The sequence below is a fragment of the Mesorhizobium sp. A623 genome, from assembly GCF_054489405.1.
This window is the reverse complement of the sequence record NZ_JBTMXB010000025.1, coordinates 1-25,559: the sequence shown is the minus strand read 5'-3', so window position 1 is coordinate 25,559 and position 25,559 is coordinate 1. Positions and strand designations below refer to the sequence as shown.

Here is a 25,559-nt window from a genome sequence, read left to right as displayed (position 1 = left end):
CCGTCGCTGACCCTAGTACGAAGGCTATCGTCGCCCCTCGCGCATTCCGGCGCTCTAGAAGCCCCTCCTCCCAGGCCGCAACTCCAGTCGCGCCAACGCAGGAAACAGAGTTTGACCCCTAACGACGGGATTAGCATCAGATCGCGCATCGGCCGCCTTGGCCGTCATCCGGACGTAATGCGGATGGCCACGGTCGTGCTGGTCAAGATCATGATGGTCGCCTTGAACTTCGCGTTCATCGCGGTCGCCGCCAGGGCACTGAACATAGTGGGGTTCGGCAATTATTCGATCCTGTTTTCGGCCGCCGGGCTGTTGTCGGTCGTCGCGGTGGCCGGTCAGGAGTTGTTTGTCATCCGCTCGTGGAACGAGTTTGCGCTTGCCGGCGATGCCGCACGGACGAAGGGCCTGCTTTGGTTCAGCTTCGCACTGGCTGCCGGAGCGACCACCATCGTTGCCGGCGCGTTTTATCCATGGGCCAGATGGACTTTCGGTGCCGATACGGCTCTGGCCGTCACCTTCTTTCTGGCGTTCGGCGCAATCTTGCAGATCTCATGCCATCTGCTGCGCACGGCTGTCAGCGTCGCGGCTGGCGATGGCGCGGGCGCGTTGCTGCAAACCCTGCCCGCGATCGTCTATATCGGCGTCTGCCTGGCGCTCGGCGGCGCGGCCGACCTAGCAACGGTCTTCGCATTTCTCGCCCTGGGTTCGGCTGCGGGCGTTGCCGTGCATTTCCTGCTCATGCGCAGGCTTCTTCATCGACTGTTCCCGGACATTCACAAGGCTCCCGTCGTAATCAACTGGAAGGAATGGTCCGGACGTTCCGTCAGGCTGTGGGGCGCAAACATCCTTGAAGCCGTCAACCAGTACAGCGACGTTCTCATCATCGGCTATCTGGTCAGCCCCGCCATAGCGGGTGCCTATTTCGTCATCGTGAAGCTTGCCAACGTCTTCGCCGCCGCCGCCGATTCCATCAACCTTTTCGCGACGAGCCGCTTCTCGGCTCTCTACCACCAGGGCGTCAATCGCGAACTGGACGACCTTTTGAACAGCGTGGCGTGGACGACGCTCATCTTCGTCGGCTGCGGGATGGTGGGGGTGGCTGGCGGCGGCTATCTGGCGCTCCTTTTGATCAACGAAGCGTACACGGTCTATTTCCCGGAATTGCTGATCTTATGTCTTGGCACCGCGGCGCTCGCCATGGCCCAGCCTTGCGGGTCGATCCTGATGCTGACGGGCCACGAAGACCGGTATGCCTGGATCATTGCAGGCTCCGTTATCGTGCGCATGCTTGGACTGTTCATCATGATCCCGCCTTTCGGCATCATGGGAGCGGTGACGGCAACGGCCGTCTCGTTCGTCGTCACTGCGGTTGTACTGCGTCAGTCAGCCAAGTCCGCAACAGGCCTGGACCCCTCGATCGCCCGGCTGTTCAAGCGTGCCGAAGGCCGTAGCTAAAGCACGTCGCGATCTTTCAGATTCGCTTGCCGAGTTTCAGGCCTTTGTTTTCTCGCATGTCTTTACCCCGAAACCGGTTCCCACTTTCGGGAGACATGCTTAATCAGCCAGGTGCATCACACCCAGCCAAGTCGACCAGACAATGAGCCCGACGCTGGCTGCAACGGATAATTTCTGCGAAGGCCTGAACCGTTGAGCCAGGATTTTTGCCGGGCCTTTCAAGGCCGGGTAGCGTGAAAGCCCTTTTCTGACCAGGCGGCGGAAATTTGCGTTTGCCAGGGCAATATGCCCGCGCAGGCTCAAGGCTTCATGCCGTTCCAACAGCGCGGTTGTCGTTCCCGGCAACCTGTCCTTGTAGGCGAATTCGCCGACGCCGATGTCGTAATGCTGGATGCCGCGTGCAAGCGTTTGATCGAGAATGAGCATGAAGGCGATGGTGCCCAGCGAATACCGGGCGAACTCTTCCCCGGCTTTCATGGAAGTGAATATGCCATGGTGGGTGCTGCCGTGGACGATGCCCAGATCCGTCGCGACGCATTCTCCGTCGAAATAGAGTCCGCCGAAGAGAACTTCGCCACGCTCGACGCCGTCTTCGATCAGTTCACGATAAAATCGACGCACCTCGGGCCGCGCCAGGGCATCGGGCCGTTTCAAAGCCGAGAACCGGACCCGCCTCTGCTCCAGGAGATGCTCGAACTGGGCAAGCCCGTCCTTGGGTGTCTGCGCGATCCGGAACTCCACCTCGCCGTGCTTCTGCAACCGGCGCAACTGCCGCATCCCATCCTTGTAGAGACCGGAACGCCGGTAGTGCGTCGCGCAATCGAGGCTCCGCAGGTCGAGTGTTTTCGTGGTGATACCCATGCTTTCCGTTCCCGGCAGCAGGGCCAACGGGTTCTGGTGCCGGTTGCGGATGCTGTTCGGCATCTTCTTGAGGCTAAGCAGGTCCGCTGGTGGCAAAAAGCGCAGCAGGGCCTTCCACAGCATATTCATCTCGGAAGCTGTCGGCCTGAACCAATCGGCGACGGCTGGAGCCACATAGTCGGACAGGCCAAGATCGGCCCCTTCGATCAGGCGCAACGTATAGGCCTCGCGCATCAACAGAGGCAGAAGCATCGCGACCCGGCCGCTGCCGACCTCGCTGACACTCACGATCAGGCCGCTGCAGTTTTTGGGCAAATGGCGATAGAATGCGGTCAGAACCTGTCGGCGCTGGAACGGGGTCATGAAAAAATCATGACTATCACGCTCCCAGAACGACATGAGTTCGGGAGCTTCGGGCCCGTCGTGAATCGCGAACCTATACTTGTTGCCAGCCATAGCGCCCCCGCGCGTCATATGCCGAATTCTCCCATCGGCCTTTGCGCGCTATGAGGTCGAGAACCCATCGACGGTCAAATTTTCGCGCAACAACCATGCTATCTTAGCCACGAGGTCCAGAACCGTCGAGACAGAGATAGTAAAAGTCATTGATATCCTATCTTTACGTTAACATATGCCTGAATCGCAGAATAATAACGTATCGTTATCGGCCGAAGCAGACCAAGAAACGGCCTGCGCCATATACTTGCGGAAGCTGACATCTACCTGCGGTTGAAGACCCTGTGCCGGCTATTCTGGCAGCCCCGATCCGCTCTCGGCCGACGAAATTACTCGTCGTCGTCCAGCAGGATGCGCTCGGCGGCTCCGTCGAGATCCTCGTACTGGCCGCTTTTCAGCGACCACAGGAAGGCGGCGAGCGCCCCGGCCCCAAGCGCCAGCGCCAGCGGAACGAGAAAGATGAGGCTACTCATCTGGCGGCGGTCAGCGGATGCGGGGTCAGTGGACGGCTTTGTCGGGCACCGCGTGCGGGCCGCGCGGTCTTGCCGGCGTTCAGCCGCAGCGCGTTGACGACGACGAGGACGGACGACAGCGACATGGCAATCGCCGCCACCAGCGGCGTGACGTAGCCGGCGACGGCGATCGGCAGCGCAATGGCGTTGTAGGCGATGGCGAGGCCGAAATTTTGCCGCACCAGCCGACCGGCTTCCCTGGCTACGGCAAAGGCGGTCGGCACCGCGTCGAGGCTTTCATGCAGGAAGACGAAATCGGCGGCGTTGCGGCCGATGTCGGCGGCGGTCGCGGGAGCCATCGAAACATAAGCCGCCGCCAGCGCCGGTGCGTCGTTGAGGCCGTCGCCGACCATCAGCACGTGGCGGCCGGCCTCAGCCTGCGCCGTCAGCCGCTCGACCTTGGTCCCCGGCAGCAGCCCGCCGGCGTGATCGGCAATGCCCAGCCTTGCCGCCGTCTCCGCCACGATCTCCGCCCTGTCGCCGGAATAGATGGCGGTCTCGATGCCGCGTTCCTGCAAGGTAGCGACGGCGTCGCGCGCGCCCGGACGAAGCGCGTCCTCGAAAGCAAAACTCGCCAGTGGCGCACCATCGCGGGAGAGCACCGTTCCGGTCGCGGTTCCCGGACCGTCCTTTGCAAGCGCCCAGTCGGCACGGCCGAGGCGGTAGACGCTGCCTTCCCGACGTGCCTCCATGCCGAGGCCGGGGTGCTCGACGATGTCGGAAAAGCGGATGCCGGCCAGGTCGCGGCCTTCCCCCGCAGCCGCCAGCGCCCGCGACAGCGGATGGCGCGAGTGCATGGCCAAAGCCGCACCAATGGCGAGCGCTTGCGGGTCGAGCGATGGCGCGTCGAGCAGGCGCGGCCGGCCCAGCGTCAGCGTGCCGGTCTTGTCGAAGGCGACCGCGTCCACCTCGGCCAACCGCTCGATGCCGGAGCCGTCCTTGACCATGATGCCATTTTCGAACAGGCGGCGCGCGGCGATCACTTGCACGATGGGTACGGCCAGACCCAGCGCGCAGGGACAGGTGATGATGAGCACGGCAATCGCGATGCCGATGGCGCGGTGCCAGTCGCCCGTCGCCAGCATCCAGCCGATGAAGGTGAGCAGGGCAGCGCTGTGCACCACCGGCGAATAAAGCCGTGCGGCGCGGTCGGCCAGCCGCCGGTAGCGGGCGCGGCCGCCTTCCGCCGCCTCCATCAGGCGCACCATTTCGGCGAGGAACGAGCCTTGCGCCCGCGCCGTTGCCGTGATGGCCAGCGGCCCGGTCAGGTTGAGGGTACCGGCCCGCACCGCAGTGCCCGGCTCGACGTGGCTCGGCGTGCTTTCTCCGGTGGCGATGGCGCAGTCGAGGTCCGATACGCCGTCGGCGACTGTCCCGTCCACCGGTACGCGGTCGCCCGCGACCAGCAGCACGCGCATGCCGGGCTCGATCTCGGCCACCGGCAGATAGTCGCGGCTGCCATCAGCGCGCTGCACGGTGGCGCCGCGCGGGCTGAGCCGCACCAGGCCGCGCACCGCCGCGCGCGCCTTTTCGCGCATCACATGTTCGAGCGTACGGCCGATCAGCAGAAAAAATACCAATGTCGTCGCGGCGTCGAAATAGGCGTGTTCGCCATGGTGCAGCGTGTCGTAAAGGCTCAGGCTGAAGGCCAGCGTGATGCCGATGGAGATCGGCACGTCCATATTGGTCTGGCCATGCTTCAGCACACCCCAGGCCGAGCGGAAGAACACCCGTCCGGCATAGACGAGCGCGATCAGCGCCAAACCCGCTGAAATCCAGTGGAAGGCCTGCCGCGTCTCGGCGTCGGCGCCCGACCAGACCGAGACGGAAAGCAGCATGATGTTCATCGAGCAGAAGCCGGCAACGCCGAGCGCGCGGATGAGCCGGGAAAGTTCGGGATCGCCCTTGTCTTCTCCGGCTTCGAACAGATGCGCCTGGTAACCGGTCTTGGCCAGCGCCTCGATCATCGGCGGAACGCTGTCCCCCCGCCATTTGACGCTGGCGCGTTTGGTCGACAGGTTTACGCGCGCGGCCTCGACACCGGGCAGTCGGCCGAGGCCGCGTTCGACAGCCTGGATGCAGGCGCCGCAATGCATGGCCGGCACCGACAGGTCGGTCTGGTAAAGGCCATTGCCCAGGTCGCGGCTGGCCAGCCGGATTTCTTGCGGCGACAAAGCGCCGTCCGGCTGCGCGGCAACTTCAACGCCGGGCGCGCAGCAACTCATCTGATCGCCTTGTAGGCATGCCATGTCGCATGGCCGAGCAGCGGGAAGATGACGATCAGCCCAACCAGTGCGGTCGCGACCGAAACGGCAAACAGCACCGAAACGATGGCCCCCCACATTACCATCACCGGCAGGTTACGCCAGACCATGGAGATCGACGTGCCCATCGCGGTGAAGGCGTCGAGTTCCTGGTCGAGCAGCATCGGCACGGCAAAGACGCTGATGGCGAAGGAGAAGGCGGCAAACAGCCCGCCCACCACCGTGCCGACCAGCAGCATGCCCCAGCCTTCGGGCGTGGTGAACAGCATCTCGGCGACATGGTCGAGACCCGGAAACGGCAGCAGCCCGAAGAACAGCGCATAAACGATAACGGCGGCGCGGTTCCAGACCAGCATCAGCAGGCACAGGATCGCGCCGGTATAAAGAACCTGCGCACCCGAGCGCGCCGGCAAGAACAGCATGCGGTGGAGGCCGACCTGCTCGCCGTTTTCGATGGCATGGCTCTTCTGGTAGAGGCCGATGGCCACCAGCGGCCCAACGACCATGAAGCCGGAGAGCGCGGGAAACAGGATGTAGTCCAGTTCGAGCACGAACAGGCCCCAGACGATGGCGGCCGAGAGGGCGAACACGACAAACCCGTAGGCGAGGCTTGGCCCCGGCTGGTTCCACAGGTCGCGCCAGCCATGGGCAAGCCAGACGATGGCGGCACTTGCGGGCAGATTGCGCTGACGCCGCACCGCAAGCGGGACGGGAAGCGCATTCGTATGATCGACTGACGGCATTGCAGCTATCCTTTCCGGTTCAACAGGCGGAGCGCGCGGCCCGCAGGGGCGCGCCTTCGACACCGATTTCCTTCGCGTGCGGCACGCAGTCGGGCTGGGAAGTGAATGCCACATAGACAAGATGCGCGTTGGCGCCAAGCAGCACGGCGATGCCCAGCGCCACCAGTGCCAGCACGGCCGCCTTGCGCCCGAGGCGCGGCGGCCGCTGGCTCGTCGGTTCGGCGGGCGCCGTCATCTGGCGTCCGGCTGCAGCGTGTGGACGTAGAGCGTCAGGAGCTTGAGCTGCAGCGGCGACAGCCTTTCGCCCCAATGCGGCATATGCCCCTGACGCCCCGAATAGACGGAACTGTAGACCGACTGCTCGTCGCCGCCATAGATCCAGCTTGCATCGGTCAGGTTCGGCGCGCCGAGATCGTGAGTGCCCTTGGCGTCGTCGCCATGGCAGGCGACGCAGTTGTCGGCAAAGACCTGTTTGCCCGCCTCGATGCGCTCAGCATTACCTTCGGCCGGCAGCGCGCCCGACAGAGAGCGCACATAGGCGACGACATTGCCGATCTGCTCGCGGTCGAGCATGGCGTCGCGGCCGAACGCCATCATCTGCGAGACGCGCGTATCGTCGTTGGTGGAGTTGATGCCGACGCGGATCGTCTCCTCGATGGTTTCAGGCTCGCCGCCCCACAGCCACGCCTTGGCGGCAAGGTCGGGGAAGCCCGGCCCGCCGGTGCCGCCCACGCCGTGGCAGGCGGCGCAATTGTCGTCGAACAGCGTGCGGCCGGCTTGCCTGACCGGCTGCATCAGGGCCGGTTCCGCCTCGATGTCGGCATAGCTCATCGCCTCGACCTTGCCGGCCCACGCTTCGTTGCGCGCGGCGTCGGCCTTGGCCACCTGCTCGGTCACAAGGTTGCGCTGGTCGAAGCCGGTGAGCCCCTGCGTGTAGGTCCGGCCGAGCGGCCATGTCGGATAGAGCACCCAGCAGGTCACGGCGAAAACGAGCGTCGCCGCCAAAAAGGCGAACACCACTTTTGGGATCGGCGTTTCGAGTTCCTCGATGCCGTTCCATTCGTGGCCGGTCGTTTCGCGCCCGGTGACCGGATCGTGCTTGATTATACTCACTGCCCTATCTCCACGGCATTTTTTCGCGCCCTGTCCGGGCGGCCCCTATTCCAGCGGCCCCTACTCCAGCGGCTTGTCGTCCTCGTCGAGGATGCTTTTCTTGGCCCTGTCGAAGCGTTTCCGGTTGGATGGCCACAGCGCGTAAATCAGCACGCCGATGGCAAAGGCGATGAAATAGAACAGCCCCCAGGTCTTCGCGATCCCGACAAGCGTCTGATGGTCGACATCCATAGCTAGTCACCGGCCGGTTTGGGTTGCTCATAGGCGACCTCGGTGAGGCGGCCCAGAATCTGCAGATACGCCACCAGCGCATCCATTTCCGTGACCCGCGCCGCATCGCCGTCGAAGGCGCGGATCTGCGTCGCTTCGCCGTAGCGCTCGCTCAACCCCGAGGTACCGGCGCTGTCGGGGGTGGCCTGCGCGTAGGCGTCCTTCATGGCGGCGTCGACCATCTCCTGCGTATAGGGAACGCCGACGGTCTGCTGGGCCGCCAGATGCTTGTCGAGATCGTTGGTGCGCAACTCGTTGCGCATCAGCCAGCCATATTTCGGCATCACCGAGCCCGGCACGACATCGCGCGGATTGATGAGATGGGCGACATGCCACGCGTCCGAATATTTGCCGCCGAGGCGCGCGATATCGGGGCCGGTGCGCTTGGAACCCCACAGCATCGGGTGGTCGTATTTGGATTCCACCGCCAGCGAATACGGGCCGTAGCGCTCGACCTCGTCGCGCAGCGTGCGGATCATCTGGCTGTGGCAGGCATAGCAGCCTTCGCGGATATAGATGTTGCGGCCAGCCAGTTCGAGCGGCGTGTAGACGCGCATGTCGGGCGCGTCCTCGACGGTCTTGTGGATGGTGAACAGCGGCGCGATCTCGACGATGCCGCCGACCGAGGCGACCGCGAGGATGGCAATGACGAAGCCGATGGCGCTGCGTTCGATCTTGCGATGGAAAAACTCGGGCATGGTCGGTTACTCTCCGGCCTGAACGGCGTCACGGGCGAAGAGGGGAACGTCGCCATCTTCACTTTTCTGGGCAAGGTCGGCACGCGCCTGCCGGATGGTCATCCAGATATTGTAGGAACAGATGACCGCGCCGGCCAGGAACAGCAGGCCGCCAAAGGCGCGCGCGATGTAATAGGGGTGCATCGCCTCGACCGTATCCATGAAGGAATAGGCGAGCGTGCCGCCGTCGGTGTAGGTGCGCCACATCAGGCCCTGAATGATGCCCGAGTTCCACATGGCGAAGACGTAGACGATCGTCCCGGCCAGCGCCAACCAGAAGTGCACCTCGATCAGCTTGGGCGAGTACATGGCGGTGCGCTTCCACATCCACGGCACCAGCGCGTAGAGCGAGCCGAAGACGATCATCGAGTTCCATCCGAGCGTGCCGGCGTGGACGTGGCCGACGGTCCAGTCGGTGTAATGTGATAGCGCGTTGACCGGGCGGATCGCCATGAACGACCCTTCGAAGGTCACCAGGCCGTAGAACACCGCCGCCACCATCATGAAACGCAGCGTGGCGTCGTCACGCACCTTGGCCCAAGCACCGTTCAACGTCGCCAGCGCGTTGCCGGCCGATGCCCAGGACGGCACCAGAAGGATGATCGAGAAGCTCATGCCGAGCGTCTGCACCCATTGCGGCAGCGCCGTATAATGCAAATGGTGCGAGCCTACCCACATGTAAAGAAAGGTGATGCCCCAGAACGAGATGATCGACAGCCGGTAGGAAAAGATCGGCCGGCCGGCGCGCTTGGGCAGATAGTAATACATCATACCGAGGAAGCCGGCGGTGAGGAAGAAGGCGACGGCGTTATGGCCGTACCACCATTGCGTCATCGCATCCTGCACGCCCGAAAACGCGGAGTAGCTCTTGGCCGAACCCCAGGAGATCGGCACCGCCAGATTGTTGACGATGTGCAGCACCGCTACGACCAGGATGAAGGCCACGTAGTACCAGTTGGCGACGTAGATATGCGGCTCCTTGCGCCGCGCCAGCGTGCGCAGATAGATCGCGAAATAGACGACCCAGACAACGACCAGCCAGATATCGGCATACCATTCCGGCTCGGCATATTCCTTCGACTGGGTAATGCCCATGAAATAGCCGGTCACCGCCAGCACGCAGAACAGATTGTAGCCGATGAGCACGAACCATGGGCTCAACTGATCGGGCAGGCGCGCGCGCGTGGTGCGCTGGAGGACGTGGAAGGACGTGGCGATCAGCGCGTTGCCGCCAAAGCCGAAGATCACTCCGGTGGTGTGGACTGGACGGATGCGGCCAAAACTCGCCCAGGCGGCGTCGAAGGTAAGATCGGGCCAGGCGAGCAGCGCCGCCACCCAGACGCCGAAGCCCATGCCGATCACCGCCCAGATCATGGTCAGGATGATGCCGACCTTGGTCGGGTCGTCATAGTAGCGGGACAGGCGCTCCGGGTCGGGCTCCGGCGTGTAGTAGCCGGCCATGACGACGAAGGCCAAGGCGACGCTGGACAAAAGCACGATGATGCCGTGGACGCCGAGCGGGTCGCCGCGGCCACCGGCAGCCATGGCCAGTCCGCAAAGCGCGGTCATCACAAGAATGACCAGCGCATATTGGCGTTCGGAGAGCGTCAGTTGCGATATCATCGTGCACCCTGTGCGTGAGTTTAGGCAATCGAAACCGCCCTATAGTCGGGCGAACCCAGGCGGTCTTTGCTCTTGCGCAAAAATTTCGAAGCGCGATCCGCGCCCGGTGAAAAACCGTTGCTTCGATGCAAATGAATGCACATCTCGTAACGGTGTCCCTCAATGTCTCAATTCAATCGTAGCCGGGGTGTCGGGTGGTTTCCAGTCCGGCGGGGCGAGCCGTTTGCCGCAGCGCCGTTTGTCGCAGGACTGGGCCGCACCCTTGAAATGCCGGCATGCAGGACAATGACGCTGCCGGCGGGGTTTTCAGGTGCCCGCTTATGCGTATGCCGCAGGAGCCGACGCGCGGTCGATGTCCCGGCGCAAGACGATCAGCGTCGTCAAATCCTGCACGCCGCTGTCGCCGGCAATCATGTCCCGCAGCGTGTTGAGCCGGTCGATGGAGGGCACCTCGACCTCGACCATGAGGTCCAGCTGGCCACTGAGCGACGACACGCGCCGGACTTCGGCGAAACCCGCCAGCTTGTCCAATATGCCGAGCGCGGGCGTTCGCGCCAGCGTCACCATCAGGAAGGCGCGGATGACGGTGCTGTCCATCTGCCCGATGTCGGCGCGGTAGCCACGGATCACGCCGGTCTTTTCCAGCATCGCCACCCGTTCGGTGGTCGCGCTGCGCGACAGCCCGATGCGCGCGGCCAGCGTCTTCAGCGGAATGCGCGCATCTCGGGAAAGGACGGACAGGATCTGCCGGTCGCGGTCGTCAAGCTCCCTCATGCCCCTCCCCTTCGCGTGGCCGATAATATGCCGGTCCAGCCAGTTAATATGCCGGTTGAACCGGCACTATGCTGGATGCCAGACTTTTCGACCTGTGCCAAGTTCCGGGTATCGCCAATGCAGCCCTGCCTGGAACCACGCCGATGACCGATTTGAACCACCCTGCCCCCGCCTTTTTGCCGGATGAGGCCAGGGCGCTGGCAAGTGACCTTTTCGGCGTGGTCGGCAAAGTGACCCCGCTGGACAGCGAGCGCGACCAGAATTTCAGGCTAACGGCCGGGCCTTTGGCATGGACGCTCAAGATCGTGAACGCTTCCGAGCCGGCCGCTGAGAGCGCGTTCCAGACCGCGCTGCTCGAGCATCTGGAGCGCATGACGCCGGATGTGATTGTTCCGCGCCTCGCCAAGACACGCGATGAAAAATTCCTGGCCAACGTCGACGCCCCGTCGGGCGAGCGTTATGCCGTGCGGCTGGTGTCGTGGCTGGATGGCCAGCCGCTGGCGCAAAGCGTGCGCACGCGGCAGCTTCTACAGGCGTTGGGCGGCGCGCTGGGGCGGCTCGACCGCGCCTTGCAGGGCTTTATCCATCCGGGCGCGCTGCGCGTGCTCGATTGGGATATTCGGCGCGCAAGCGAGGCGCGCGGGCGGCTGGCCCATATCCGCGATGAAGCGGACCGGGCACTGCTAGCGCGCTTTCTCGACCGTTTCGACGCCAGCGTCGCGCCACGCCTGCCCGGCCTGCGGGCGCAGGTGATCCACAACGACGCCAATGACTGGAACGTGCTGGTCGATCCGGCCAATCCGGACCGCATCTCCGGGCTGATCGATTTCGGCGATGCGCTGCATTCGGTGCTGATCGGCGAAGTGGCGGTGGCCTGCGCCTATTCGATCCTCGACCTCGAAGACCCGATCGGTGCGGCGGCCCGGATCGTGGCCGGCTTCCACGCCGAATACCCGCTGCGCGAGGAGGAGATCGATCTTCTGTTCGACCTGATCGCCATGCGGCTGGTGATCAGCGTCACGCTGTCGGCCGAGCGCCACGAGCGGACCGGCGACAACCCCTATCTGGCCATCAGCGAGGCGCCCGCCTGGCGTCTGCTGCGCCGCATGGATGCGATGAACCAGCGCTTTGCGACCGCTATCCTGCGCCACGCCTGCGGTTTCGACGCCGTTTCTGGAGCGAGCGCCATTGCGCGCTGGATATACGACAACGCAAAAACCTTCTCAGCCGTGCTCGACCGCCATCCGGCAACGCTTGCCAAGGAAATCGTGCCTTATGGCGATCCCGCGCATCCGATGACGGTGACGTCGGCGGCGGCCGAGCCGGCCAAAGCCACCGCGTGGTGGGATGCGCATTGCGCCGAGAACGGTATCGAACTGGGCATCGGCCCATGGGGCGAGGCACGCACGGTCTATACCGGCACGATGTTCGAGTCGCGCTTTGTCGAAGGCGAAAGGCGCGACCGCCATCTCGGCCTCGACCTGTTCATGCCGGCTGGAGCCAAAGTGCGCACGCCGCTTGGCGCAATCGTGAAAAGCGTCGAGATCGAGGAAGACCCGCTCGGCTATGGCTGTCTCGTGGCGTTGGAACATTCTCCGGCAGGCTGTCCGCCCTTCACTACGCTGTGGGGGCATCTGGCGCATGAGGCAATGGGCCGGCTGACACCCGGCGAGCGGCTGGAAGCCGGCTCGATCGTCGGCGAAATGGGCGCGCCGGGCGAAAATGGCGGCTGGGCCCCGCATCTGCATTTCCAGATTTCCACGGATACCACACTCGCCGCACGCGACATTCTGGGCGTCGGCGAGGCGCGCTATCTCGACGTGTGGAGTGAGCTTTTCCCCAATGCCGCGACGCTGGCCGGCATTCCGCCGGAAACCTTCGAGCAAAAGGGCCGCAGCCGCGCCGAAATCGTTGCGGCCCGCAAGACGTCGATGCTGCCCAACCTGTCCATTTCCTATTCGGAGCCGATCAAGTTCGTACGCGGCGACGGCGTCTGGCTGATCGACCATCGCGGGCGCGCCTATCTCGACTGCTTCAACAATGTCTGCCATCTCGGTCACGCCCATCCTGACGTGGTCGCGGCGATTGCGCGGCAGGTTAGCCGGCTCAATACCAACACGCGCTATCTGCACGATTTGATCGTGGACTATGCCGAGCGGCTGACCGCGACCCTGCCGCCGGAGCTTTGCGTGGCCTCCTTCGCCTGCACCGGCAGCGAGGCCAACAGCCTGATGCTGCGCATGGCGCGCACGCATACGGGCCGCGAAGACGCGATCGTGCTCGACTGGGCCTATCACGGCACCACGCAGGAACTGATCGACCTCAGCCCCTACAAATACAAGCACAAGGGCGGTCAGGGCCGGAAACCGCATGTGTTCGAGGCCGCCCTTCCCGACAGTTTTCGCGCACCCGCCGACTGGCCGCTGGAGGAGCACGGCAGACGCTTTGCCGAAAGCGTCGCCGACCAGATCGAGGCGATGGCGAAAAAAGGCCGCGCACCGGCGCTGTTCCTTGCCGAATCCATTCCGAGCGTGGCGGGGCAAGTGTTTTTCCCGGAAGGCTATCTCAAGGAAGTTTACGCCATGGTGCGCGCCGCCGGCGGCGTTTGCGTGGCCGACGAGGTGCAGGTCGGCTTTGGTCGGGTCGGCAGCCACTGGTGGGCGTTCGAGACGCAGGGCGTGGTGCCCGATATCGTCACCATGGGCAAGCCGATCGGCAACGGCCATCCAATGTCGGCCCTTGTGACGACGCGCGAGATCGCCGCCTCGTTCAACAATGGCCTCGAATACTTCAACACGTTTGGCGGCAATCCCGTTTCCTGCGCGGCGGGCCTTGCCGTGCTCGACGTGATCGAGCGCGACGGCCTGCGCCGCAACGCCAGCGAGATCGGCGCCTATCTGATAAAGCGCTTTCGCGAAATGCAGGCGCGCTACGAGGTGATCGGTGACGTGCGCGGCATGGGCCTGTTCCTCGGCATCGAACTGGTCAATGACCGAAAAACCAAGGAACCGGCGACGGCGCTCGCCAAGAAGATCAATGACGGCGCGCGTAGCCGAGGCGTGTTGATGGGAACCGAAGGCCCGCACGACAATGTGCTCAAGATGCGCCCGCCGATGATCTTCAGCCGCGAAAACGCCGATCATCTGGTCAGCGTTCTGGACGATACCTTCGCCGCCGTTCTGGCCAACGAGGGTTAGCGCTCAGCCGGGCCGCGCGACGCGTTGCGAGCGGCCCGGCCCGGTGGCCTCACATATGGTCGCGCGGGATGCGGGCGCTCCGCTCGCGCTCGAACACGGTGTCGTCGCCATGCCGCGCTTCGATCCGCTCCGAAATCACCCATTCGGTTTCGGTGCAGGACAGGTGGGACCTGTAATGGGTATGGACGCGCCAGCCTTCCCGCTCTGTGCTGCATGTCCAGTCGATCTCGGCCGTCATCGACAAAGGATCGCCCGGCGCTATCGACCAGAGTTCCTCCCGCGTATCGCGACTGCATAGGCCATTGCCGGGATGGCGGCTGAGGCCGGTGTCCTCGCGCACGCGGTAGCGCGTGACGCCTTGGAGAAGGTCGCGTTCGACGGAACGGCCCGACGATCCTTCCGCCAAAACATCATAGTGCGGCAGGGGATCGGGGTTGGCCGGCTCGGGGATTTCGATCCTGCGATGGAGGCCCAGAAGCGGCAGTTCCACCTGCAGCGTGGATAGGTCGATCGAAAGCGTCCCATCGTAGGGCGAAGGCAGGATCGTCGGCCAGTAGGCGCTGGAAAACGACACGCGGATGCGATGGCCCGGGGCGAAACGGTAGCCGCAGGCGTCGAGCGCCAGTTCGATCTCGAACGGTTTTCCCGGCTCCAGCGGTTGCGGATCGGCATTGCCATGGCGGTGCGCAAGGTTGAGCACGCCGTAGCTGACGCGCGTGGCCGTCCCGTCCGGGTGCACATCGACGAGTCGCACGGCAAGGTTGCCAAGCGGGGCATCGCTGGAAAGCGACAGTTTTACCACCGGCTGGCCGAGTACAACACATTCGTCGTCAAGAACGGCATTGTCGAAGCTGAGCGAGCCGGCATCGTCGATGCGCTGGTCTCCCGCCATTTCCGTATCCGGCTTGAGCGTGAAGAATTCACCCGCAGCCGTGCCCGTATCCAGCGGCGAGCGCAGCAGGACGCTGCCTTCGGCCCGCTGGGAAGGATCGCGCCCAAGCCGGCCCGAAGCGTCCGGGCGAAGGGTGACGGTTTGCGGCGCGGTCCATTCGTCCACGGCGATCCAATAGCCGGGATCGGTTTCGCGCCAGCGGGCGGGCTTTGGTCCGTCCAGTATATAGGCGCGCAGTCTTGGTGTCGTTTCCGCCTTGTTGTCCTCGCCGCACAGCCAATGCCGCCACCAGGCGATCGCCTCGGCGTGGAAGTCGGTGCGCGGCTTCGGATAGGCGAAATGCGGGTATTTGTGGACCCATGGGCCGACCAGCCCCCAGGCCTTTTCCGGCATGCCGGCGACCGCCTTCAAGGGCGTGTTGCGATAGCCGTCGGCCCAGCCCGCAATCACCAGCGAGGGCACGCAATAGCCGGCAAAATCCTCGCCGATTGAGCCATGACGCCAAAACGCGTCGCGGCGCTGGTGGGAAAGCCATTCCTTCATGAAGAAGGGTTCGCCTTCCAGCCGTTCCAGCCACATGTCGCGCCAGCGGTCGCCGACCAGAGCGGGATCGGGCGCGCGCGACTGATAGGCGCCCATCGTCGCCGCCCATGACGCCTGCGCCGACAGATGCGCGCCGTTCTTGTAGTGGATGTCGTCATTGTAGCGGTCGACCGTGGATGACAACGAAATCACCGCCTTGAGCGCCGGTGGCTTGAGCGCGGCCACCTGAAGCCCGTTGAAACCGCCCCAGGAAATGCCCATCATGCCGACATTGCCGTTCGACCAGTCTTGCGCGGCAATCCATTCGATCACCTCGACCGCGTCGGCAAGCTCCCGCGGCGTGTATTCGCCGTCGATCACGCCATCGGATTCGCCGCAGCCGCGAATATCGACGCGCAACCCCGCAATACCGGCGGCGGCGAACACTGGATAGGTGGATTCATCGCGCGGGGCGGTGCCGTTGCGCTTGCGATAGGGCAGGAATTCGAGCACCGCCGGCACCGGCGTGTCAGGTGAGGCCGTCTCGGGCATCCAGATGCGGGCGGCAAGCCTCGTGCCGTCCTTCAGCACGATCCACCCGTTTTCGAGGACGTTGAAATTCTTGTCTGTCATGAGATCAACCATAATGAAGGGACCGGCGGCAAGCACGCTGATGCCGCCGCCGGTCAATGAATGTTTGTTGCCGCCCCGGATCAGGCTTCGAGCCAGACCCGGCTGGCGATGCGGCCATTGGACAGGTCGTTGCCGATATCCGGGACGAAGCCCTTCAGATGGCTCGAACAGGCATTGAGATAGTCGTTGAACACCGGCAGGATCAGCCCGCCCTCGTCGCGCACCATCAGCGCCATGTCGCGGTACAGCGCGCGCCGCTTGGTCTCGTCGAGTTCGCCGCGCGCCGCGACCGCCATCTTGTCGAAGTCGGGCCGCTTGAAGCGGGTGTCGTTCCATTCGGCGTTGGAGACATAGGACGTGGAATAGCGTGCGTCCTGCGTCGGCCGTCCGCCCCAGTAGGAGGCGCAGAACGGCTTGACGTTCCAGACTTCCGACCAGTAGCCGTCGCTCGGCTCGCGCCGCACGTCGATCTTGATGCCGGCCTTTTGCGCGCTCAACTGGAAAAGCTGGGCCGCATCTACCGCACCGGGGAACGCCGCTTCGGAGGTTCGAAGTAGGATCGGATCCTGATGGCCCGACTTCTTGAAGTGGAAGGCAGCCTTGTCGGGATCGTAGGTGCGCTGCTCGATATCGGTGGGGGCGAGCGCGTAGTTGGCGTTGACGGGAAAATCGTTGCCGATGGTGCCGAATCCGCCCAGCACCCGCTTGAGGATGGCCTCGCGGTCCACCGCATATTTGAGTGCCAGCCGCAGATCGTTGTTGTCGAAGGGTGCCGTGTCGCAGTGCATCAGGAAGGAATAGAAACCCTTGCCGGAGGTGCGCAGGATCTCGACGCCCGAAACCTGCTTCAACAACGGCACGACCTTCGGTTCGACGACGTTGATGAAATCGACCTGCCCGGAGCGCAAGGCGCTGATACGGGCGGTCAAGTCGTTCATGACGGTAATAAGGACGCTATCGACGTAACCCCGGTCCTGGCGCCAATCGTCCTTGTTTTTTTCGAATTCGGCGCGAACGCCCGGCTCGTACGAAACCAGCTTATAGGGACCGGTACCGATTGCGGCCGCAGGCTTGTCGACGCCGCCGCCCGGCTGGATTTGGAGATGATAGTCGGTAAAAATCAGCGGTAGGTCGGCATTGGCCTCCTTCAGCGTCACCACCATGTCGCCGGCGCGCGCCTCGATGCGGTCCACGCCGGTCAAAAGGCCAAGCGCGCCCGATTGCGATTTTGCACCCGCATGGCGGCGCAACGTCTCGACAGCATCGTTGGCGGTCATCGGCGTGCCGTCGTGGAAATGAACGTCCTTGCGTATCTTGAATGTCCATTCCTTGGCGTCAGCCGAAGGCGACCAGGATTCGGCCAGCGAAGGCACCGCCTCGCCCGTCTTGGGGTCGGACTCGACCAGCGTATCGCCCCAGCAATGCGCGATCACGAATGCCACGCTGGCGGTCGCCAGAGCGGGGTCGAGCGTATCGGCCGAAGCGCCGCCGTCCAACCCCATCCGCAATTGCCCGCCGCGTACCGGCGCTTGCGCCCTTGCCGGCGATACGAGCGAGCCGGCTGCGGCCGAGAGCCCCAAAACCGCTCCCGCCTGAAGCAGGCCGCGACGCGATAAATTCAATGACTTGCCAGACGCGCTCATGTGAATTCCCCTTTATGATGCTGAAGCGTTTCGCTCGATCTTAAGCGGCGGCCGCGCCAACGCAATTTCACGGTTTGACGCGCCTTTAAGCAGGTTTATGCTGCCAGCATGAAGAAGCCCTGCCCCAATTTCAGCAGCAATTTGAAACGCGCCTGCAGCACGCGAGAATCGGTGTCCGAACTGTGCCGGGCGATCGGCCTCAACCGGCAGCAGTTCAACCGCTACCTCAATGCGGGATCCCTGCCCTCCGCCCACAATCTGATGCGGATCGCGGCGGCCTTCGGCCTTGACGCGGCCGATTTCGAGCTGCCGGAAAGCGCCTTTGGCCGCAAGCTCGGCGAGCGGCGCCGGCCCGCGACCCGTGCGGGGCCATTGGCCAACGCTTTCCCCGGCGATTTGAACGCGCTGGCCGGCTATCTCGGCTTCTACCAGACATGGCACATGTCGCTGTCCTGGCCCGGTCGCGTGGTCTGTTCCTGCGCCCATTTGCGCGAGAGCGGCGGGCAGGTTCTGGTGACCTCGCTAGAGCGCATCGAGGATGTCGAAAGCGGCATTGTGCAGCGCTCGCGCTATGTCGGGCTGGTGGCCTACCGGCGGCAACGCATCTTCGTGACCGAACTGACCAGCGACGAAGCGCCGACCTTCGGGCAGACGATCCTGATGCCGTTTGAAATCCACCAACGGCGCTATCTGCGCGGCATCACCATGGGCCTGGCGTGGCGAAACAACAATCTGCCCTATGCCACCCGCACGATCTGGCACCATCTGGGAAACGCCGCCGACAGGCGCGGCCTGATCGCGCGTTGCGGCATCTATCAGCCTGGCTCGGCGATCTTGCCGTCCACGGTGACGGCTTTTTTGACCGAGGCACGGCCGATCAGCGCTGCCGCCCTGCAGTCGCAAGGGTAAGAGACCGTTTGATAATTCGCCCTGCCGAGGCATATGGCGTGGTTTTCGAGAACCGGAGCGGAGCGTACACCAGTACGTGAGCACCGGAAGCGCAGAAAACTGCGCCAGATGACCGGCAGGGTAGAATTTCCAAATGGCCTCTAAGGCCCCTGCCCTAGCCGCGATATCCGCGCCGACGTTTTTGCCTTTCGAGGCGCGAAAAAGCGGCGGACGCCCCCTCGCCTGTCGGATAGGAATCGATCTTCATGCGGCCGCGCGTGCCGATGCGGCCCCAGGCCCGCACCACGGACACCTCGCCGAACAGCGTCGGCTGCAATGACAGGCAATAAAACCGCGCCATGTTTTGCGCCGGATCGACGCGATGGAGAATGGTCTCGGAGGCTTGGCTGTTGGTCATGCGGCCATTGGAACGGCCATGCGTCGGTGCGTCCAACGCCAATTTTGAATCGGTCGTACGGCATCGATTCACAGTGTTGATCGGTCGAACCGGCCGTCGTCCGGATCGGATCGAGTTGACACCTGTCAACTCCGGCGAAACCAACGCAAGAACCGGGCTGGCTAAATGGTTAATTTCCATTAACTATAAATTGCTTGACCCGACTCGGCTCCTCACCCATCCTGTTACGGTGTTTGCCGTATGGCGTCATGTTACCCGTAACTGATTGCCATTCGCGTTAGCTGCGCTTTGCTCCGTAATAAACAGGCCTGGCGTAGGCGAGATTCGGATTCGCCGGCGAATCGGCGCATAAAGGTTTTCAGGCATGGACATGGCCCTTCCGGGAGAGGTTTTAGGCGTGGCGACTTCAGGCCAGCACACGGCTAGCGCGCGGCAGATCGGCGTGGACACGGACAGCGCGGGCTGGTCGACGGATCGCGCCATCGCCAAGGATGCCGAGCTGCTGTCTGCCCAGTTGCAGGCCATGCGCGACCGGCTCTATGCGCCGGCCTCGAGCAAGGTGCTGCGGCGTTTTTCCAGCGGCGAGGCGGCAAGGCTGATCGGTGTTTCCGACGGCTATCTGCGCCAATTGTCCATCGCCGGCGACGGGCCGCAGCCGGAGACGGGCGCGGGCGGCCGCCGCTTTTACACGCTGGAAGACATCAACGGCTTGCGCCGGCACCTGGCCGAGCAGAACCCGGGCAAGGCGCGTAGCTATCTGCCCCGGCGCGACGCGGCGCGCGGCGAACATATGCAGGTCATCGCGGTCACCAACTTCAAGGGCGGCTCTGGCAAGACCACGACCAGCGCGCATCTGGCGCAGCATCTGGCGCTGGCCGGTTTTCGCGTGCTGGCCATCGATCTCGATCCGCAGGCGTCTTTGTCGGCGCTGTTCGGCTATCAGCCGGAACTCGACCTCGACGGCAACGACACGCTCTATGGCGCCATCCGCTATGATAGCGAGAGCCGGCCGCTGTCGGACGTGATCCGTAAAACCTATTTCGACGGGCTGGACATCGTGCCCGGCAATCTCGAATTGCAGGAGTTCGAGCATACGACGCCGCAGATGCTGGCGGCGCGCCAGGGCGACGACAGCGACGGCCCGATGTTCTTTGCACGCGTGCAGGCGGCCCTTGCCACGGTCGCCGACCGCTATGACGTGGTCGTCATGGACTGCCCGCCGCAGCTTGGTTTTTTGACGCTGTCGGCATTGTGCGCCGCGACCTCCGTGCTGGTCACCATCCATCCTCAAATGCTCGACGTCGCCTCGATGAGCCAGTTCCTGTTCATGACCGCCGATCTTCTGTCGGTGGTGCGCACTGCCGGCGGCGAACTCAACTTCGACTTCATGCGCTACCTCGTCACCCGCTATGAGCCCAATGACGGGCCGCAGACGCAGATCGTCGGCTTTCTGCGCTCGCTGTTCGGGGAAAGGGTACTGACCGCGCCGCTGGTCAAGTCGACCGCCTTTTCCGACGCCGGGCTGACCAAGCAGACGCTGTATGAGGTTTCGCGCGAAAGCTTCAGCCGCGCCACCTACGACCGGGCGATGGAATCGTTGACAGCTGTCAACGGGGAGATCGAAGGCCTTATCATGAAAGCCTGGAACAGGCCGGCATGAAGGAGGCTAAGATGGCAGGACAAAATCGCAAGAACCAGTTGAAGGCGCTGTTCCAGACGATGGATCAGCCCGCGGCCGATCGGGCAATGGATGCGCCGACGCCATCGGCTGAACCCATGGCGCACAGCCCTGCCCCGGCGTCCGAAGCGCGCGCCCGTGCGGCTTCCGGGGCCGTGAAAGCGATGGGGCTTTCGCTCGGCGGCCTGTCGCGTGAAATCGAGGATGCGCGCCGGCTGAAGGAGAGCCTGAGCGTCGCCGACCGCGTCATCGAGATCGAGCCGGAGTTGATCGACACCTCTTTCGTCAGCGATCGCCTCGGCCAAGACGACCGCGACGAAAGTTTTGTGACGCTCATGCACAGCATCGAGGTGAGCGGTCAGCAGGTGCCAGTTCTGGTGCGCCCGCATCCGGAAAAACCCGGCCGCTTCCAGACCGCCTACGGCCATCGTCGCATCCGCGCCGCCGCCCGGCTCGGCCAGCGCGTGCGCGCCATCGTGCGCGAACTTTCAGACACCGAACTGGTGCTGGCGCAGGGCAAGGAAAACACCGAGCGCCGCGACCTGTCCTTCATCGAGCGCGCGTTCTTTGCCCATAGGCTGATCGAGCGCGGTTTTGAGCGCGGCGTGGTGCAGGAGGCGCTGTCGCTGCACAAGGCGGAGATGACGCGCTATCTGCAGGTGGCCGAAGCAGTGCCGCATCGCATCGCCAGCGCCATCGGTCCCGCGCCAAAAATCGGCCGGCCGCGCTGGATGGCGTTGGCCGACCTGCTCAAGAGCGAAGCGGCAACGGTCAAGGCCGACGACGAGATTACGGCAGAGCGTTTCCGCGCGGTTACGGGCAGCGATGCGCGCTTCAACCTGGTGTTTTCGCGGTTGCAGCGCAAGGCGGCGGCCAAGGCCGGCGAGCCACGAGAAATTCGCGATGGGCAGGGCAGGGCGATCGCCCTCGTCAGCGTCGCCAAGGGCAGGGCGCGCGTCGAATTCGTGGACAAGATTGCCGACGGTTTTGAAGATTTTCTGGGTGGGGAACTGCCCAAGCTGTTGGAAAGGTTCAGGCAGGGAGCAAAAAACTCGGCCGGACCGGACTAAATTTATCCCCGACCGGCCAACAGGGTGGATGCTCGGCATTCAGCCCACGGCCGGAAAGGAGCCTAGAGCGTTGGTGTCGAATGCGTAGCAGGTAGAAACAGAAGGAAAAACAGGCAAAGAAAAAGGCCCCCGAAACGTCGCCATTCCGGAAGCCCTCATCAATGTAGCAATTGTGAGAGAATCATTTCCGGACCGACTTGTCAACACTGGACGCGTTCCGGAATGCCTTCGGCTTGCCTTTTATCGAGGTGAACGAAGATGATCGAGCCTATCTCGACGACGCCCTTCGGGCGGCGATCGCTGTCGCTTGCCATGGTGGCGGGGCAGATGGCGGCCGAGCGTTGCACGCCCGGCGCCAGCGCCAATAAATGGCAGGTGTTCCGCGCCGTCTGCGAGGCCAAGACGATGCTTGGCGCGAGCGACCGCGCGCTCGGCGTGCTCAATGCGCTGCTGAGCTTCCATCCCGACACCGATCTGGTGGAAGGGGAGGGGCTGGTGGTGTTTCCGTCCAATGCGCAGCTGGCGCTTCGCGCGCACGGCATGGCGCCGGCGACGCTGCGGCGGCATCTGTCGGTGCTGGTAGAATGCGGGCTTATCGTGCGCCGCGACAGCCCCAACGGCAAGCGCTATGCCCGCAAGGACCAGGGCGGCGAGATCAGCCAAGCTTTTGGCTTCGACCTGACGCCGCTGTTGGCGCGCGCGCAGGAATTCGAACACATGGCGGACACGGTACGTGGCGAACGGCGCGCCTTGCAACTGCTCAAGGAACGCATCACCATCCTGCGCCGGGACATCGGCAAGATGATTTCCTTCGGCCTGGAGGAAGGGATCGCGGCCGATTGGCAGGGCCTGCACCTCGCCTACCGCGCGATTGTTTCGCAGATTCCGCGCACGGCCAGCCGGATCGAGCTGGAACCGGTAGCGGCAGCCCTTGCCGAACTCGCCCTGGAGGTACGCAAGACGCTGGAAAATCATGTTAAAACACAGAATCCAGACGCCAATGAGTCTCATTTTGAGCGCCACATACAGAATTCAAAAACCGACTCTCATGAAATTGAACCTCGCTCCGAAAAAGAGCCGGGGGGCGAGGCCGTACCTAGACTGGAAACCAAGAGCCAGCCGCCAACGGGCTACCCGCTTGGACTGGTGCTGCGGGCCTGCCCCGACATTGCCAACTACGCCCGCGACGGAATTTCGAACTGGGCGGGGCTGGTCGACACGGCAAATCTGGTGCGCGGCGCGCTCGGCGTCAGTCCGGACGCCTGGCAACAGGCCTGCGAGGCGATGGGGGCCGTGGATGCGGCGATCTGCATGGCGGCGATCCTGCAACGGGCCGAGCATATCAACAGCCCCGGCGGCTATCTGCGCAGCCTGACCGACAAGGCGCGGGACGGGCGGTTTTCCGTCGGCCCGGTGCTGATGAGCCTGTTGCGGGCTGTCGGAAGCGGCAAGGGGGCGAAAACGGGCTGATCCCGTCATCGCCTTGCACGTCGCCTCACATGAGACTATATTCCGTCTCAACTGGATAGGAGATCGATCATGCTGGCCCTTGCCAATGTCGCCGACGTTCTCGGCCTGCCGCCGCGCGAAGCGGCCGCGCGCTCGCCCTTCGGGCTGATGACGCGCATCGAAAACGGCCTGCCGATCGGCGCGCTCGAACGCGTGGCCCTTCTGCTCGCGCCGGGCGACGCCCAGTTCAAGTATCGGCTGGTGCCCAAGGCGACCTATGACCGGCGCAAGAAGGGCGCGCTGCTTCTGTCGACGGAAGAGGGCACGCGGCTGGCGCGGGTCGCCCGGGTCTGGGGTTTTTCGCTCGACGTCTGGAAAAGCGACGAGGATGCGCGAGAGTTCCTGTTCCGCTCGCATCCGATGCTGGAGGACCGGCGGCCGATCGATGTCGTCATCCAGAGCGAGATCGGGGCCGAACTGGTGCTCGATATTCTCGGCAGCCTGAAATATGGCAGCGCTGCGTGACGGCGCAGAACCTGGACCGAACGCTTTTCTGCTTCAGGATCGGCGATCCGGCGGGAAATTATCCGATCTTCGACGCGACCGGCTCGATGCTGGCCCCTGGCCGCTGGAATACGCCCGGAAGCCCGATGATCTACGCGGCCGAGCATTATTCGACGGCGCTGCTGGAAAAGCTGGTGCATGGCAGCGGCCGCCTGCCGCCCAACCAACATTTTATCCGCATCACCGTGCCGAGCGGTGCGTCCTATGAAGTGTTTTCGCCGCCCTCGCTTCCCGGCTGGGATACGATGCCTGCCACGGTGAGCAAACGCTATGGCGAGGAATGGTGCCGGGAGCGGCGAAGTCTCATCCTGCTCGTGCCCAGCGTCGTGGCGCGGCTCGACCGTAACGTGCTGATCAACCCGGCGCACCCCGAGTTTTCCCGGATCGAGACCAGCCTGCATAAGCCGGTCTATTGGGATCGACGGCTGTTTGGCGTGTAAAAGCATCGGGCCGAAAAGTGGAATCCGGTTTTCGGATCATTCCGGTGCTTAATCAAAGTGCGTGGCCGTCAGCGCCAGCCGAGCGCCGGGGCGACCTGGGTGAGGATCGCCTCGATGACATGGGCGTTGTAGGCGACGCCGAGCTGGTTGGGCACGGTAAGCAGCAGCGTATCGGCCTCGGCGATGGCCTCGTCCTTACGCAGCTCCTCGATCAGGACGTCCGGTTCGGCGGCGTAGCTGCGGCCGAACACGGCGCGCGTATCGGCTTCGATATAGCCGAAATGATCCTGGCTTTCGTCGCTGCCGAAATAGGCCCGGTCGCGGTCGTCGACCAGCGCGAAGATCGAGCGGCTGATCGATACGCGCGGCTCGCGCGCATGCCCGGCTTGCTTCCACGCCTCGCGAAAAGCCCGGATCTGCTCGGCCTGCTGGATGTGAAAGGGCTTTCCGCTCTCGTCGAATTTGAGCGTGGAGCTTTGCAAATTCATGCCCAGCCGGGCCGCCCATTGCGCGGTGGCGTTGGTGGCAGCCCCCCACCATATCCTGTCGCGAAGCCCTTCCGAATGCGGCTCGATGCGAAGCAGGCCGGGCGGGTTGGCAAACATCGGGCGCGGATTGGGCTGGGCAAAACCCTTGCCGCGCAGGATTTCGAGGAGAACGTCGGTGTGCTGCCGGGCCATGTCGGCGTCGGTCTGGCCCTCTTGCGGCACATGACCGAAATAGCGCCAGCCGTCGATGACCTGCTCGGGCGAGCCACGGCTGATGCCGAGTTGCAGGCGGCCGCCGGCGATGAGGTCGGCAGCGCCCGCATCCTCGGCCATGTAGAGCGGGTTCTCGTAGCGCATGTCGATCACGGCGGTGCCGATCTCGATGCGGCTGGTTTTGGCACCTACCGCCGCCAGCAGCGGGAATGGCGAACCAAGCTGGCGGGCAAAGTGATGCACGCGAAAATACGCCCCGTCCGCGCCTAGTTCCTCGGCGGCAACGGCAAGGTCGATGGACTGCAGCAGCGCGTCGGAGGCCGAGCGCGTCCCGGACTGCGGCGAGGGCGACCAATGGCCGAAGGAAAGGAAACCGATCTTTTTCATGAGAATGCCGTGTCAGGGTGCCGGTGGGGTGAAGGTGAGGGTGCCGATGGATGAATGTGTTCGGGTTATTTAGGCATTGAACCGCCGGTACGCCATAGGCCCTGAGAATGGGAGCGCGGGGAGGGTAGGGGGCTTTTTGTCCCGACGCCTTCCCGGTGTTCCTACAATCCCGACGCTTTTGTCAGATTGACCCTGAACCGATCCCTTCGGCGCTGGTATTTGCGTGTCATTTCGGCGCTAGCGTGGCCGAGTTGCTTTTGCACATAGCG

22 protein-coding genes are annotated in these 25,559 nt (G+C 63.8%); 8 read left to right on the top strand and 14 right to left on the bottom strand.

The genetic code is table 11. The features are described 5' to 3' along the window. Window positions 1–111: 111 nt before the first annotated feature. Window positions 112–1,455, top strand: a complete 1,344-nt coding sequence (locus ACX3P1_RS20470) for a lipopolysaccharide biosynthesis protein (protein WP_459081443.1) — start codon at window positions 112–114, stop codon at window positions 1,453–1,455. Between the two features lie 99 nt (window positions 1,456–1,554). Here the strand turns inward: ACX3P1_RS20470 and ACX3P1_RS20465 are convergent, their stop codons facing one another. From ACX3P1_RS20465 to ACX3P1_RS20420, 10 genes are all read right to left on the bottom strand, one after another. Beyond that, entirely contained in the window at window positions 1,555–2,679 is a 1,125-nt protein-coding gene (locus ACX3P1_RS20465) for a GNAT family N-acetyltransferase (RefSeq protein ID WP_459081442.1), read from the bottom strand. A gap of 422 nt (window positions 2,680–3,101) precedes the next feature. Further along, window positions 3,102–3,245 carry a cbb3-type cytochrome oxidase assembly protein CcoS gene (gene ccoS, locus ACX3P1_RS20460; RefSeq protein WP_459081441.1) on the bottom strand — a complete coding sequence of 48 codons (144 nt, stop codon included), beginning with the start codon at window positions 3,243–3,245 and terminating at the stop codon, window positions 3,102–3,104. Next, on the bottom strand, window positions 3,242–5,509 hold the full coding sequence (locus tag ACX3P1_RS20455) for a cation-translocating P-type ATPase (RefSeq protein ID WP_459081482.1): 2,268 nt from the start codon (window positions 5,507–5,509) through the stop codon (window positions 3,242–3,244). Before ACX3P1_RS20455 ends, ccoS begins: the two co-directional genes overlap by 4 nt. Continuing rightward, the gene (locus tag ACX3P1_RS20450; protein WP_459081440.1) at window positions 5,506–6,291 is read right to left on the bottom strand and encodes a DUF2189 domain-containing protein; all 786 of its coding nucleotides are present in this window, start codon (window positions 6,289–6,291) and stop codon (window positions 5,506–5,508) included. Before ACX3P1_RS20450 ends, ACX3P1_RS20455 begins: the two co-directional genes overlap by 4 nt. A gap of 19 nt (window positions 6,292–6,310) precedes the next feature. After that, the gene (locus ACX3P1_RS20445; protein ID WP_459081439.1) at window positions 6,311–6,526 is read right to left on the bottom strand and encodes a hypothetical protein; all 216 of its coding nucleotides are present in this window, start codon (window positions 6,524–6,526) and stop codon (window positions 6,311–6,313) included. Beyond that, on the bottom strand, window positions 6,523–7,404 hold the full coding sequence (ccoP, locus tag ACX3P1_RS20440) for a cytochrome-c oxidase, cbb3-type subunit III (RefSeq protein ID WP_459081438.1): 882 nt from the start codon (window positions 7,402–7,404) through the stop codon (window positions 6,523–6,525). Before ccoP ends, ACX3P1_RS20445 begins: the two co-directional genes overlap by 4 nt. 60 nt (window positions 7,405–7,464) lie before the next feature. Next, the gene (locus tag ACX3P1_RS20435; RefSeq protein WP_459081437.1) at window positions 7,465–7,635 is read right to left on the bottom strand and encodes a cbb3-type cytochrome c oxidase subunit 3; all 171 of its coding nucleotides are present in this window, start codon (window positions 7,633–7,635) and stop codon (window positions 7,465–7,467) included. A 2-nt stretch (window positions 7,636–7,637) separates the two neighbouring features. Next, window positions 7,638–8,372 (bottom strand): cytochrome-c oxidase, cbb3-type subunit II, encoded by a 735-nt coding sequence (ccoO, locus tag ACX3P1_RS20430; protein WP_459081436.1) that lies wholly within the window; start codon window positions 8,370–8,372, stop codon window positions 7,638–7,640. Between the two features lie 6 nt (window positions 8,373–8,378). Continuing rightward, window positions 8,379–10,034 (bottom strand): cytochrome-c oxidase, cbb3-type subunit I, encoded by a 1,656-nt coding sequence (gene ccoN, locus ACX3P1_RS20425; RefSeq protein ID WP_459081435.1) that lies wholly within the window; start codon window positions 10,032–10,034, stop codon window positions 8,379–8,381. 318 nt (window positions 10,035–10,352) lie between these two features. Then, entirely contained in the window at window positions 10,353–10,808 is a 456-nt protein-coding gene (locus tag ACX3P1_RS20420) for an Lrp/AsnC family transcriptional regulator (RefSeq protein WP_459081434.1), read from the bottom strand. 143 nt (window positions 10,809–10,951) lie between these two features. Between ACX3P1_RS20420 and ACX3P1_RS20415 the strand changes: the two genes are divergently transcribed. Further along, window positions 10,952–14,005, top strand: a complete 3,054-nt coding sequence (locus ACX3P1_RS20415; protein WP_459081481.1) for an aminotransferase class III-fold pyridoxal phosphate-dependent enzyme — start codon at window positions 10,952–10,954, stop codon at window positions 14,003–14,005. Window positions 14,006–14,054: 49 nt separating this feature from the next. Here ACX3P1_RS20415 and ACX3P1_RS20410 read toward each other — a convergent pair whose 3' ends face one another. Next, window positions 14,055–16,052: a CocE/NonD family hydrolase gene (locus ACX3P1_RS20410; RefSeq protein ID WP_459081433.1), complete on the bottom strand. Its 1,998-nt coding sequence runs from the start codon at window positions 16,050–16,052 to the stop codon at window positions 14,055–14,057. 80 nt (window positions 16,053–16,132) lie between these two features. After that, window positions 16,133–17,695 (bottom strand): ABC transporter substrate-binding protein, encoded by a 1,563-nt coding sequence (locus ACX3P1_RS20405; RefSeq protein WP_459081432.1) that lies wholly within the window; start codon window positions 17,693–17,695, stop codon window positions 16,133–16,135. A 108-nt stretch (window positions 17,696–17,803) separates the two neighbouring features. Here ACX3P1_RS20405 and ACX3P1_RS20400 point away from each other — a divergent pair, with 108 nt between their 5' ends. Continuing rightward, on the top strand, window positions 17,804–18,604 hold the full coding sequence (locus ACX3P1_RS20400) for a helix-turn-helix domain-containing protein (protein ID WP_459081431.1): 801 nt from the start codon (window positions 17,804–17,806) through the stop codon (window positions 18,602–18,604). 154 nt (window positions 18,605–18,758) lie between these two features. Here ACX3P1_RS20400 and ACX3P1_RS20395 read toward each other — a convergent pair whose 3' ends face one another. Beyond that, a complete protein-coding gene (locus tag ACX3P1_RS20395; protein ID WP_459081430.1) occupies window positions 18,759–19,043 on the bottom strand; it encodes a WGR domain-containing protein in 285 nt (94 codons plus the stop codon). 322 nt (window positions 19,044–19,365) lie between these two features. Here ACX3P1_RS20395 and repA point away from each other — a divergent pair, with 322 nt between their 5' ends. The 5 genes from repA to ACX3P1_RS20370 all read left to right on the top strand — a co-directional run bounded on the left by repA (window position 19,366) and on the right by ACX3P1_RS20370 (window position 24,202). Beyond that, a complete protein-coding gene (gene repA / locus ACX3P1_RS20390; protein ID WP_459081429.1) occupies window positions 19,366–20,661 on the top strand; it encodes a plasmid partitioning protein RepA in 1,296 nt (431 codons plus the stop codon). An 11-nt stretch (window positions 20,662–20,672) separates the two neighbouring features. Beyond that, window positions 20,673–21,749, top strand: coding sequence for a plasmid partitioning protein RepB (gene repB, locus ACX3P1_RS20385; protein WP_459081428.1), 1,077 nt, complete (start codon window positions 20,673–20,675; stop codon window positions 21,747–21,749). Between the two features lie 258 nt (window positions 21,750–22,007). After that, on the top strand, window positions 22,008–23,219 hold the full coding sequence (gene repC / locus ACX3P1_RS20380) for a plasmid replication protein RepC (RefSeq protein ID WP_459081427.1): 1,212 nt from the start codon (window positions 22,008–22,010) through the stop codon (window positions 23,217–23,219). A gap of 69 nt (window positions 23,220–23,288) precedes the next feature. Continuing rightward, window positions 23,289–23,723 carry an antitoxin Xre-like helix-turn-helix domain-containing protein gene (locus tag ACX3P1_RS20375; protein WP_459081426.1) on the top strand — a complete coding sequence of 145 codons (435 nt, stop codon included), beginning with the start codon at window positions 23,289–23,291 and terminating at the stop codon, window positions 23,721–23,723. Beyond that, window positions 23,720–24,202 (top strand): RES family NAD+ phosphorylase, encoded by a 483-nt coding sequence (locus ACX3P1_RS20370; RefSeq protein WP_459081425.1) that lies wholly within the window; start codon window positions 23,720–23,722, stop codon window positions 24,200–24,202. Before ACX3P1_RS20375 ends, ACX3P1_RS20370 begins: the two co-directional genes overlap by 4 nt. Window positions 24,203–24,270: 68 nt before the next feature. On the opposite strand, the gene ACX3P1_RS20365 is transcribed toward ACX3P1_RS20370, so the two are convergent. Next, a complete protein-coding gene (locus ACX3P1_RS20365; RefSeq protein WP_459081424.1) occupies window positions 24,271–25,290 on the bottom strand; it encodes an LLM class flavin-dependent oxidoreductase in 1,020 nt (339 codons plus the stop codon). Window positions 25,291–25,559: the final 269 nt, after the last annotated feature.